At 44.5% G+C, this 13,156-nt stretch carries 10 protein-coding genes; all 10 read right to left on the bottom strand.

Translation table 11 applies throughout. The features are described 5' to 3' along the window. Positions 1-31 precede the first annotated feature (31 nt). On the bottom strand, positions 32-3,496 hold the full coding sequence (gene dnaE, locus J5X92_RS00485) for a DNA polymerase III subunit alpha (protein WP_208804192.1): 3,465 nt from the start codon (positions 3,494-3,496) through the stop codon (positions 32-34). A gap of 2 nt (positions 3,497-3,498) precedes the next feature. Beyond that, positions 3,499-4,074 (bottom strand): ribonuclease HII, encoded by a 576-nt coding sequence (gene rnhB, locus J5X92_RS00480; protein ID WP_129736955.1) that lies wholly within the window; start codon positions 4,072-4,074, stop codon positions 3,499-3,501. Next, positions 4,067-5,215, bottom strand: coding sequence for a lipid-A-disaccharide synthase (lpxB, locus tag J5X92_RS00475; protein ID WP_208804190.1), 1,149 nt, complete (start codon positions 5,213-5,215; stop codon positions 4,067-4,069). The genes rnhB and lpxB overlap by 8 nt, the downstream gene beginning before the upstream one ends. Before the next feature lie 15 nt (positions 5,216-5,230). Continuing rightward, positions 5,231-6,001, bottom strand: coding sequence for an acyl-ACP--UDP-N-acetylglucosamine O-acyltransferase (gene lpxA, locus J5X92_RS00470; protein ID WP_126872026.1), 771 nt, complete (start codon positions 5,999-6,001; stop codon positions 5,231-5,233). 1 nt (position 6,002) lies between these two features. Next, a complete protein-coding gene (gene fabZ / locus J5X92_RS00465) occupies positions 6,003-6,452 on the bottom strand; it encodes a 3-hydroxyacyl-ACP dehydratase FabZ (RefSeq protein ID WP_013785179.1) in 450 nt (149 codons plus the stop codon). A gap of 174 nt (positions 6,453-6,626) precedes the next feature. Further along, positions 6,627-7,142, bottom strand: a complete 516-nt coding sequence (locus J5X92_RS00460; RefSeq protein ID WP_208804189.1) for an OmpH family outer membrane protein — start codon at positions 7,140-7,142, stop codon at positions 6,627-6,629. A gap of 56 nt (positions 7,143-7,198) precedes the next feature. Then, a complete protein-coding gene (gene bamA, locus J5X92_RS00455) occupies positions 7,199-9,676 on the bottom strand; it encodes an outer membrane protein assembly factor BamA (RefSeq protein ID WP_208804186.1) in 2,478 nt (825 codons plus the stop codon). A gap of 58 nt (positions 9,677-9,734) precedes the next feature. Then, positions 9,735-11,087 carry a sigma E protease regulator RseP gene (gene rseP / locus J5X92_RS00450; RefSeq protein WP_208804184.1) on the bottom strand — a complete coding sequence of 451 codons (1,353 nt, stop codon included), beginning with the start codon at positions 11,085-11,087 and terminating at the stop codon, positions 9,735-9,737. Then, positions 11,081-12,268, bottom strand: coding sequence for a 1-deoxy-D-xylulose-5-phosphate reductoisomerase (ispC, locus tag J5X92_RS00445; protein ID WP_208804182.1), 1,188 nt, complete (start codon positions 12,266-12,268; stop codon positions 11,081-11,083). Before ispC ends, rseP begins: the two co-directional genes overlap by 7 nt. Next, positions 12,268-13,131 carry a phosphatidate cytidylyltransferase gene (locus tag J5X92_RS00440; protein WP_208804180.1) on the bottom strand — a complete coding sequence of 288 codons (864 nt, stop codon included), beginning with the start codon at positions 13,129-13,131 and terminating at the stop codon, positions 12,268-12,270. Before J5X92_RS00440 ends, ispC begins: the two co-directional genes overlap by 1 nt. Positions 13,132-13,156: the final 25 nt, after the last annotated feature.

Genomic DNA, 13,156 nt, shown 5'->3' with positions numbered 1-13,156 from the left:
GCGAGATAGTCAATCTATCGAACTCTACCCATTAATGGTAGAGGATTGAAACGGCTTTTTCTCCCAAACATTGTTTGAGATCGTGCAAAAGTTGATCTTCTGGTGTAACAAACCACCGTGCACCGCACGTAATCAGTGCTTCAGCATCAGGATGGGTTACTAATAAATGCACCGGGCAACTTCCGCCTTTAAAGGCCTGCAAGATAGATTGCATTTGATTAATCTTTTTCGGTTCAAGCAACTGGGTCTCAACATTTAACGCCAATGCTCTCGCGTTTTTCTCCCGTGCTTGAACAATGTCCATTACATCACGGGCGGTGATTGTATTGCCCCCAGAGAAATCATCAAAGCTGACCTGTCCCTTTATAAGCAATATTTTGTCAGTTTCTAGCATAGATTCATACTGTTCGAAGGTATCTGGGAAAAAACGAGCGTCTATTCGCGCGCTTTTATCATCAAGTGTGACAATAGCCCAGCGTCTTCCCCGTTTATTGGTCATTACCCTAACCCCAAGCACTAGGCCAACTGCATTCGCCATTTGCTCCTTGCCTGTGGGTTTTAAGTCAACCAACCTTCCATCAGTGTAATGCCTAATTTCTTCTACGTATTGATTAATAGGGTGCCCTGTAAGGTATAAACCTAAGGTATCTTTTTCACCTTCCAACCATACTTTTTCTGGCCACAACGGAACATCGGCAAAAGCTTGCTCTACTTCATCAGGCTCAGTCGTTAGCAATCCGAACATGTCTGACTGCCCAAAGGATTCCGCTTTGGCATGCTGCCCTGCGGCTGCGATAGCATCAGGTAAAGATGCCATGAGTGCAGCCCTGTGAGGCCCTAAATTGTCTAACGCGCCGGCAAGTACTAGTTTTTCCAATACCCGTTTATTAACGCGCTTAATATCAATTTTTGCACAAAAATCGAATAAATCTTTAAACGCACCTTGGTTTTCTCTGGCTTCGATAATGGCTTCAATGGGGCCTTCACCTACCCCTTTAATGGCGCCAATGCCGTAAACAATTCTGCCTTTTTCATCGACGGTGAACTTATGCTTACCTGCATTTAAGTCTGGGGGCAATAACTCAAGACCCATTCGACTGCATTCATCAACCAAGGTAACAATTTTATCGGTATTATCCATATCGGCCGACATTACTGCGGCCATGAATTCAGCAGGATAATGGGCTTTCAACCATAAGGTTTGATAAGACACCAAGGCGTAAGCAGCAGAGTGAGATTTGTTAAACCCGTAGCCGGCGAATTTTTCTACCAAGTCGAAAATTTTCATCGCCAAATCTGGGTCGATGTTATTGTTCCTCGAGCCTTCAGCGAACGCGCCACGTTGCTTAGCCATTTCTTCTGGCTTTTTCTTACCCATAGCACGACGTAACAAATCGGCGCCACCTAGGGAATAGCCCGCCATTTCCTGCGCAATCTGCATTACCTGTTCTTGATACAAGATAATGCCGTAGGTAGGCTCCAGAATTTCTTGCAAACATTCGTGTTGGTATTCAGCATCGGGATAAGAAATAGCTTCACGGCCATGCTTACGGTCGATAAAGTTATCTACCATGCCCGACTGCAAAGGACCCGGTCTAAATAGGGCTACCAATGCGATAATATCTTCAAAACTATCTGGCTTAAGACGTTTTATTAGCTCTTTCATACCTCGGGATTCCAACTGGAACACCGCGGTAGTTTCCGCATTTAGCAGGGTACGAAAGCTTTTTGCATCCGCCAAAGGAATAGAGGTAATATCAATGTCAATACCCTTCCCTTCCTTCACCATATCAATGGCCCACTGGATAATGGTTAGCGTACGTAATCCAAGGAAGTCGAACTTGACTAGCCCTGCGGTTTCAACATCGTTTTTATCGAACTGAGTAACAGGGTTATTACCTTCATCGTCGCAGTATAGCGGCGCAAAATCGGTAATAGTGGTTGGCGCAATAACTACACCACCAGCGTGTTTACCTGCATTTCGCGTTACGCCTTCTAAAATGCGCGCCATATCGATGAGATCTTTAACCTCCTCGTCTTGGTCGTACACTTCGGGCAAACGAGGCTCGGCAGCAAACGCTTTTTCAAGGGTCATACCAGGGTCTGGTGGAATAAGCTTTGAAATACGGTCCACAAAACCGTAAGGGTGACCTAGTACTCGGCCCACATCGCGCACCACGGCTTTTGCCGCCATGGTACCAAAGGTAATAATCTGCGATACCGCCTGACGACCATAAAGCTCGGCAACGTGGTCGATAACTTCATCTCGTCTATCCATACAGAAATCAACATCGAAATCCGGCATTGATACCCGTTCTGGGTTAAGGAATCGTTCGAATAGCAAGTCGAATTCAAGCGGGTCGAGGTCGGTAATATCTAATGCGTAAGCCACTAGAGAGCCCGCACCAGAACCACGACCTGGGCCTACTGGAATATTGTTGTCCTTACTCCACTGAATGAACTCCATTACGATAAGGAAGTAGCCAGGGAAACCCATTTGGTTGATTACTTCTAACTCGATACGGAGCCTGTCGTCGTACTCGGGGCGTTTTTCTGCCCGTACTTGTTCATCAGGAAACAGAAACGCTAACCTGCGCTCAAGCCCTTCTTCCGACACTTTGACTAAGAAATCTTCAGTGGTCATGCCACCAGTAGGAAACTGGGGCAAAAAGTATTCGTCTAATCGTACTGTAACGTTGCATCGCTTAGCGATTTCAACCGTATTTTCTATGGCCTCAGGAATATCACTGAACAGCTCCACCATTTCTTCGCTGGTACGAAGATATTGCTGGTCGCTGTAACGTTTAGGTCGGCGAGTATCATCTAAGGTGTAGCCATCATGAATACATACTCGTATTTCGTGGGCGTCGTACCCTTCTCTATCAATGAAACACACTTCATTGGTGGCCACCACAGGCAGACCTTCCCGTTCAGCACATTCCACCGCACGATGTAAATAATCTTCTTCGCCAGGGCGGCCGGTACGAATTAGCTCAAGATAAAAACGGTCTGGGAAATGGGTTTGATAAAAGGCTAGCGATTCTGCCAACAAGCCGGTGTTATTTTTAGTCAGTGCAACACCAACATCCCCTAACTGGGCACCAGAAAGTATGATAACGCCTTCTGCATGTTCAATAAGCCAGTCTTGATCTATAACCGCTCTGTGAGCAACATGACCTCGCAAATAGGCCTTAGAAATAAGAACCGTAATGTTCTTATAGCCCTCATTATTCATCGCAAGCAAGGTAAGACGGAAAGGCTCATCGCCAAAAGCTTCATTAGTCACCCAAAAATCGGTACCAATAATAGGCTTAATGCCAAGCCCATGCGCGCCGGAATAGAACTTTACCAAACCACACATATTCATTTGGTCGGTAATTGCCACAGCAGGCATGTTGTACTCAGACACTTTGCCAAGTATGGGCTTAACCTTATTAAGCCCATCCATCATGGAATAATCGCTGTGTACGCGTAAATGAATAAAAGGCGAGGACATAATTATTGAATCTCTTGTAGTAGTGCCTTAACTGGTTTAAAGCTTTTGCGATAACCATCAATCACGCCATGGGTGGCGAGTGCTTCAAAATGCGCTTTTGTAGGATAACCCTTATGGCCAGCAAAACCATACTCAGGATGTAATTCATCAAGTGCCAGCATATCGTTATCACGTTCTACTTTGGCGATGATGGAAGCGGCAGAAATTTCAGCGTGTAAGCTATCGCCTTTGACCACAGCTTCTGCAGCATAAGGCCAATCAGGCAAACGGTTACCATCAACACGAACAAAGTCTGGCGTTACCGCTAAGCCTTCGACAGCGCGCTTCATGGCTAACATGGTAGCATGGAGAATATTTAGGGTGTCGATTTCTTCTGGTGTGGCGCGCCCGATGTGCCAATAAAGCGCTTTCGCTTTTATTTCAGCGGCTAACGCAATGCGCTTTTTTTCACTGAGCTTTTTAGAGTCGGTTAACCCTACTATGGGGTTGGCTGGGTCGAGTATAACGGCGGCGGTTACCACATCCCCAACAAGAGGGCCTCTACCAACTTCATCTACGCCGGCTATTAACTTATGCAAACAATTCCTCCACTACAGCTTGTGCTGCTGTTTTATCAGCATTGCATTTTAGCGTATGGTGGAGGTCGGTGAAACGGGAAATTAAGTCAGTGTTGTCACTGTCGAAATAAGTAAGGGCATGCTGGCTTAATGTATCTGGGTTAACGTCTTCTTGAAGCAGTTCTGGCACTAACGCTTCATTAGCCAATAAATTGGGTAAAGCGAAAAAAGGCGCTTTATACAAACGCTGCATTATTTTATAGGTTATTGGCGACAATTTATATGCCACTACCATGGGGCGTTTGCACAACATAGCTTCCAACGTAGCGGTGCCAGATGCGAGCAATATAACATTACTGGCAATCATAGCGTCGCGAGACGTACCCTCAGTAACGTGAATAGGCAGCCTTTCACTGGCATTATTAGCCTCTTTCAACATACCATTAATTTGCTCAAGCCGATGCACATTCGCAGCGGGAATAACAAACTCAATATCGGGTCTCTGCGAGGCTATTTTTTCCATCGTCTCGATAAAAATAGGGAGAAGCGTATCGACTTCACCACGACGAGAACCAGGCAACACAGCTAATACCGCTTTATCGATAGGTAAATTAAGTGTATTGCGAGAAGCTTGTTGGTCAGGCGTTAAAGCAATGCTATCAGCCATGGTGTGGCCAACAAAGGTATAGGGCACATCGTATTTATCATAAACCTGTTGCTCGAAAGGAAACAAACCCAGCACTCGCCCTGCCGCCTTAGCAATTTTATGCACCCGCTTTTCACGCCACGCCCAAATAGTTGGGCTAACGTAATGAATGGTTTTAACACCTTTGGATTTAAGTTCTTTTTCTACCCTCAGGTTAAAATCTGGAGCATCTATGCCAACAAAAATATCAGGCGGGTTATCAGAGAAATACGCGAGCAGCGCTTTTTTGACTTTTAAAATAGCGGGTAGATGAGACAGTACTTCAACTAACCCCATTACTGATAAGGTTTCCATATCAAATAAGCTATGAAAACCTTGAGCTTGCATATTAGGCCCGCCTATTCCCTCAATAATAGCATCAGGGTATAGGCGTTTTAATTCGGCGACCATACCAGCAGCGAGTACATCGCCTGACGGCTCGCCTGCCACCATCGCGATACGCAAAGGTTTACTCATGATAGCGGGCTCATGTTATCTAATGATACCGCGCTCTGCGTTCTTTAAAAACGCAGTCATAAGTGCAACACCGCTAGAACCTGCTTCTTGCGAAGAAAGAACCTCTACCGCTTCGGCCACCGTGTTACCTTCACGGTAAATAACTTTATAGGCACGTTTAATCGCCATTATTTCATCTTTATCGAAACCGCGACGACGTAAACCTTCAGAGTTGATGCCCTGAGGAATATTTTTTGTACCGCTGACCATCACAAAAGGAGGTGTATCGCGAAGAATAATACCGCCAGCGCCTAAGAACGCATGTGCACCCACTTTACAAAATTGGTGAATACCAACCGCACCGCCCACAATAACGAAATCATCAATATGAACATGCCCGGCAACGGCAACGTTATTGGCTAAAATAATATCATTACCTAACACACAATCATGGGCAATGTGTGAATTAACCATAAACAAGCATCGTGAACCAATAATAGTTTCGCTGTTATCTTGAATGGTGCCACGATGCACAGTCACGCCTTCACGGAACTCGTTGTCATCACCAATAATTAAATTTGTGGGTTCACCAGCATATTTTTTGTCTTGGCAATCTTCACCAATAGATGAAAATTGATAGAAAGTATTATTCTTGCCAATGCGGGTGGTGCCGCGAACGACCACATGGGACTTCAATACACAGCCATCGCCAATCGTCACATCATCATCAATCACGCAAAATGGACCAATAGTGACGTTTTCGCCAATAGATGCTTTATCTGAAATTACCGCAGTAGGATGGATCACGTTAGGTCATCTCTCTCATTGCACACATAAACTCTGCAACACATACATTTTCGCCATCAACAGTTGCAACGCCTTTAAACTTCCAGATGCCCCGTCTTTCTTTTACCAAGGCAACATCAAACTCTAGTTTGTCTCCAGGTACAACAGGACGCTTAAATCGAGCGTTGTCAATTCCTGCATATAAATACAATTTATCATTTTGGCCCATGGTCTTAAAACCAAGAACGCCCGCGGCTTGTGCCATGGCTTCTAGAATCAGCACGCCTGGAAATATAGGGCGGCCTGGGAAGTGCCCGGTAAAGCAAGGCTCGTTAAAAGTGATATTTTTATACGCTTTAATTGATTCACCCAGAACGTAGTCTGTTACTCGATCAACCAACAGGAACGGGTATCTGTGAGGAAGTAACGACAGAATTTCCTGGATTTCTATGGTATTGAGTGAAGTGGTCAAAAACTATCTCCTATAGTGCAAGCATGACCTAAAAACTGTTTCATGGTCACAAACTCGCCGTAAATTACTAAAACGGCGGCAACCATACGCTGTTAGGCGCAAAAAACAAATCAGACCAACCCCTTTCGGGCGTTGGTCTGATGAAATTAGCGACAAACTGTAAGCATTTCTGCCTTAGTTTACTTTGCTAACCTGTTCTAATACTTGCTCTGACATGTCGTATTGTTCTTTTACGAAAGGCGTTGCCGTTGCGTTAAGTACAATGTCATAACCTTCTTTAGCGGCAACTGAATCAATAGCTTGCTTGATAAGGCTGAATAATTTGTTTTGTTCTTCGTTACTACGACGCTGAATGTTTTGCTTAAGCGGTTGTGCTTTTTCTGCTAACTCTTCACGTACAGCCAACATTTTTTGCTCAAGTTCTTTCTTTTCTTGAGCACTCATTGTTGCTGCGTCGCGTTGTAGACGTTCTGCGAAAAACTGACCATCACGTTGAAGCTGATTAACTTCTTCAATGCGGTCTTTAAACTCCACCTGAATGGCGTTTTGAATTTCAGCAGCCTGAGGCATAGCTTGAAAAATGCCCTGAACATCAACAACAGCAATTTTTTGCTCTGCCATTACTGAAGTACTAACTAGTGCGCTACCAAGCATTGCACCTGCAACAATATGTTTAACCAACTGTTTCAAAAGGAACTCCTTTTATCCATCTTTTTATCTGGGTGCCAATGGCCCCGTTTAATATTTTAGAATGTCTGACCGATATTAAAGGTGAAGAATTTAGCATCATCACCCTCACGTTCTTGAATAGCTCTTGAGAAGCTAAATACCATCGGCCCCATTGGTGAGATCCATTGTACCGAAATACCAGCAGAACTACGATACAGTGACCAATCAGAATAGTCTATCAACGAACCATACTGAGTACTAGACTGACTAAAGTCTTTGTATTCGTCGTAATCGAACTCAGTATCCCACACGTTGCCCACATCCACAAATAGACTAGTTCGTACCGAGTTATCCATATCGGCTTCAACAAACGGTGTTGGAACGATTAACTCGATACCACCCAATGCCATAGCGTTACCACCAAGGCTTCGGCTTGATAATGTAATTACATCATCAATAGGGTCTGTTGGGTAAACTTCGCCATCAGGCCCGGTTAAAGAGCCACTTGGCGAGCGAATGATACCACGCGGACCTACGGTGTTGTTTTCAAATCCACGAAGTGAATCCGCACCACCTGCGGTGAAGTTTTCGGTAAAGGGCAATATTTGCTCGTTACCGTCTACATCGCCATAGCCGTTACCGTAACCCATTCTAATTCTTGCAAGTACTGACCAACGCTGATTTCTAGACAGTGGGAAATACCACTTCCCATCAAACAAGGTTTTGAAGTAGTTTACATCTGAATTAGGTGTAGTGATACTAAATGAGGCACGCTGTGACGAGCCAGCCGTAGGGAATAAACCACGGTTTAATGTACTACGACTCCAACTTACGCTGGCAAGATAGCTATGGTATTTAATGGGCGCATCAGGATCATCTCCGTCAAGGAACTGATTATAAAACTGTTCCGTTTGCTCATAATAACCACGGTTATAAAGCTCTACGTTGCTGTACGTTAGCCCGAAGTTGATTCGGTTAAATTCATTTATCGGATAACCGACATTTGCACCTACAGACCACTGCTTAGAGTTGTACTGGATAACGTTAAAGTCTGAGCCATCAAATTCACTATACCCTAATGAACCCCCTAAGCTTATGCCATCAATAGTAAAATACGGGTCGTTATACGTGATTTGTGCTGAACGTTGATAAGAAACCGTACTTAAGTTCAAGCCTACACGCTTACCTGTACCCAAGAAGTTATCTTGCTGTATACCCGCTTGAAGGCTTAACTTGGTTTGGTCACCGTAACCGATACCTGCGTTAAATGAGCCAGAAGGTTGCTCTTTAACGTTGAAGTTAACGTCTACTTGATCGTCTTGGCCTGGAATTCGAATGGTTTCAAACTCAACCTCTTCCATATACGTCAAACGAGATAATTGGTTCTTGGATGACTCAAGTAAGTTATTTGATAACCATGTACCTTCCATTTGGCTTACGTTCTGACGTAAAACGTTATCAGCAGTAACAACGTTACCGTTGAACTTGATACGTTTAACGTAAATACGTTTGCCGGGGTCTACTGACAAGGTCAGTTTCACCGTTTTATCTTCATCGTTAATGTTTGGTACTGTGGTCACTGTTGGATAAGCGTAACCAAATCGACCAAGGTACTTACTGATAAATTCTTCTGTATAAGTTACCTCGGCTTGATTGTAGAGCTCACCTGGCGTTAGTGGTAATACACGTTTAATATATTCTTCATGACCCAGAACATCACCCACTAGCTCGACTTCAGAGATAGTGTACTGTTCGCCTTCACTTACGTTCATTGCCACGTAAATGCCCGACTTTTCAGGCGTCATGGATACTTGTGTAGAATCCACGTTGAAGCGTAGGTAACCACGATCTAAATAGTGGTTACGTAATGATTCCATATCACCTTGCAACGTTTGTTGCTGATAGCGAGTTTCTGACAAGAAATCCCACCATGGTGTATCGAACTGTAGCTCGAACTGATCCATCAACTCTGCATCAGTAAAAATCTCGTTACCAACGATGTTGATTTGTTGAATTTTAGCCGCATCACCTTCTTCAAAAAGTAATTTCAAATCGACACGATTTCGAGGAAGCGGTGTAATAATCGCTGTTACGTCAGCGTTATATTTACCAATGCTGTAAAAGAAATCTTTCAAGCCATTTTCAATTGACGTTAGAACGGTTTTATCTAAAGGCTCGCCTAAGCGTACGCCATTGCCATCTAAGCTTTCTTGGAGCTGCTCATCTTTAATATCATCGTTGCCCTCAAAAATAATGTTACTTATTGTGGGCCGTTCGGCTACGCGTACTACCAATGTGTTGCCGTCACGCAGAATTTCGACGTTCTCGAAATGCGTTGATGAGTACAGAGAACGGATAAGCTGAGTTACCCGGAAGGTATTTAGCTCATCACCAACCTGAACTGGCAAATAGGTTAAGGCTGCACCTAGTGCTACCCGTTGTAGACCTTCTACTCGAATATCTTCTACAACGAATTCACTATTCTGCGCCGCAGCATTGGCAAAGCTAGCACTGGAAAAAATGGCTCCGGCTGCTACTAACTGTTTTAACTTCATCTATTTTTCTTTTCCTGGCCGCGTTTTATGTTAGCTGTTTTATGTTTCCTGACTTTCATCAGGCTATGCGAGCAATATCGTTCATAATAGCGATACCCATTATCATAAACAGAAGCACGCCACCGATTCTGTAACCCCACTCCTGTACCGCATCAGGTACAGGCTTGCCGGTAAGCCATTCCACGATGTAAAACATCAGGTGACCACCATCTAGCATGGGCAAGGGTAGTAAATTAATTATGCCTAAATTCACACTGATTAAGGCAAGAAAGCTCAAAAAGTAAGCCAAGCCGTAACCGGCACTGGTTCCTGCTCCTTGAGCGATGGATATAGGCCCACTTAAATTTTTCACCGAAACATCGCCGGTAACCAATTTGCCTATCATCTCAACACTGAGTGTCATTAAGCGCCACGTTTTATCTAGCGCTCTTCCAACGGCCTCTACTATGCCATATTGATGGGTAAACACATACCCTTCAGGCCAAGCTTCAAACGTTGGACTGACCCCTAAATACCCAGTTTGCCCTTCTGGTGTATCGCGGCGCGCTATCGTTGCACGCAGTTGCTGGGGTTGTCCATCCCTTTCAATCGACAATACAACCGAATCTCCAGGGCTTTCAACAATCACATCAACTAATGCCTGCCACGTGGTTAATTCATCACCATTTAAAGCGAGTAATTTATCACCTGGTTGCAAACCAGCCTTTTGTGCTGCACTGTCCTCTCCAACAAAACCCACTTCCAAAGTTGGATTAGGACGAAAAGGGGTTATTCCTAGACTGCTTAAAGGAGACTCGCTATCAGGGTCAAAGTTCCAACCCTCAAGTGTAAATGTTACTTCTTTTTCTGTTTTATCTTGGGTCAATACAGTAACTAGCGCTGATTCTTGACCAATATAAGACACCACTTCAAGGTTCACCGCCTCCCAGTCTGGAGTACTACGGGAGCCTACTTTAATGACTTCATCGCCTTTCTCAATACCTGCTTGAGCAGCAATACTTTCAGGCTCAATATTACCAATAACGGGTTTTACGGTTTGTAGGCCAATTAAAAACATCAACCACAATGCAAACACAGCAAAAATAAAATTCACGCCAGGCCCAGCAAAAATAATGGCCATGCGCTGCAATACTGGCTTATGGTTAAACGCTTTGTGTTCTAATTCTGGGGGTACATCGTCAATTCGCCCATCAAGCATGCGTACATAGCCACCAAGCGGGATCATAGCAATCACATACTCAGTGCCAGTTTTACTGATTTTACGCCAAAGCGGCTTGCCAAAACCAATAGAAAAACGCTCAACTTGCACACCGCAACGCCGCGCTATATAGAAGTGGCCCCACTCATGTACCGCGACTAAAATACCTAACGCGACAATAAATGCACCTAAGCTCCATAAAAATCCTAACACGTGAACTTACCTCTAATGACTTGGTCTGCTGCCGCGCGGGCGGCAGTATCCTGTTCAAGGATTTGTTGGATAGATGAAACGGTTACTGGTTCCATTTTGTTTAGGGTTTCTTCATTGACTACTGCAATATCCGTAAACCCTATTTTCCCCTCTAGAAAAGAGGCAACCGCTATTTCATTTGCAGCATTTAAACGGGTGGTAGCTGCCTGCCCTTCTCTACATGCATCAATGGCGAGTTTTAAATTAGGATAGCGCGTGAAACACGGCGTTTCGAAACTAAAATTAGCCATATCGGAAAAATCTAATGGCTTAACACCAGCATCAATGCGAGATGGGTAGGCAAGACCATAAGCAATGGGGGTACGCATATCTGGGTTACCCAGCTGCGCTATAACCGAACCGTCTACATACTGCACCATCGAATGAATAAAACTTTGTGGGTGGACCACCACTTGAATGTCGTCTGGTGAAGCACCAAATAACCAACAGGCCTCGATAAACTCAAGCCCCTTGTTCATCATAGTGGCCGAATCTATCGTGATTTTACGCCCCATAGACCAATTAGGGTGGCTGCTCGCTTCATCAATCGTAATAGCATTAAAGGAACTCAATTCACGCTCTCTGAAAGGTCCCCCTGAGCCTGTTAGCAAAATCTTGCTAATACCCGCCTTCTCCAATTCGCCATACTCATAACCTTGAGGGAGACATTGAAAGATAGCGTTATGCTCACTGTCTATAGGTAAAATTTCAGCGCCGCTTTGTGTTGCAGCATCAATAAATAATGCACCAGACATCACTAGCGCTTCTTTATTTGCTAATAATACCTTCTTACCCGCTTTCACAGCCGCTAATGTAGGTAGCAAACCTGCCGCCCCCACTATGGCCGCCATCACAGTATCGACTTCGGCTGCGCAAGACACGTCTTCTAAAGCTTTAGCGCCACAGAGTATTTCGGCGGTGATATTGTATTCTGTCGCTAGCGTGCAAGCCTCTTTGTACCTAGCTTCATCAGCAACCACCACGAATCGAGGCGAGCACTTCTGCGCTTGCTGCATAAGTAATTCAAGCTGACCATTGCCAGTAATGGCAAAGGTGCGGTATTTTTCAGGATGACGATTAATAACATCGAGGGTATTACAACCAATAGAGCCGGTTGCCCCTAAAACGGTAACGGTTTGCATCACGCCATCCACGTTACATAGCAGAACGCAAAGACCGGAAATGCAGCAGTTAAGCTATCGATTCTGTCAAGCACTCCGCCGTGTCCAGGCAAGATTTTTCCACTATCTTTAATACCCGCACAGCGTTTTAGCATACTTTCGTTAAGGTCACCTAATGCTGAAACCGCCACGGTAACGCCGCCGATAATGAGGTGCAACCAAATGCGGGAAGGCTCAACCTGATAGTGCAATGCAGCAAAAGCAATAATGGCAAATGAAGCTGCAATGCCGCCTATAAGACCTTCTAAACTTTTACCTGGAGAAACATTAGGACGTAACTTGTGGCGACCAAATTTAACGCCTACGAAGAAAGCGCCAATATCAGCAGCCCATACAATACCCAACACGTAAAAGATGAGTGATGCGCCATAAAATGGGTCTACATCATGCAAACTAGTACGAAGGGCAATAACCGCCACCCAAGTTGGAATTAAGGTAAGTAAGCCGAACACGGTGCGTACAGTGCGGCTTTCACGCCAAAACTTGGTGTATTTTGGGTATGCCAGCACCATGAAAAGAGAAACTATCCACCACACCACTGCTATACCTAAAATTCCGTGATATAAATCGTGAAGTTGACCTTGATACCAAATAACACTGGTATCAACAATTAAGGATAAGCTAATGCAGATAGCGAATGCTGCTGCCATAAAGAGTATTTTTTTAGGACGCTCACATATGCCGGACATATTAGCCCATTCATAAGCCCCTATGGCAACCACACCGGAAATCGCAATTTCAAACCAGAAGATAGGCAGAAACAGTATGGAAAATAGCGCCAAAGGCGCGAGAATTAACGCTGTTATTATTCTTTGTTTTAGCATAATTGGCTCTCGGCTCCTGTGCTCA

Source organism: Alteromonas sp. K632G (assembly GCF_017653625.1).
Lineage (GTDB): Bacteria > Pseudomonadota > Gammaproteobacteria > Enterobacterales > Alteromonadaceae > Alteromonas > Alteromonas naphthalenivorans.
The sequence above is the reverse complement of the archived record's forward strand: the minus strand, read 5'-3'. Positions and strand labels throughout refer to the sequence as shown.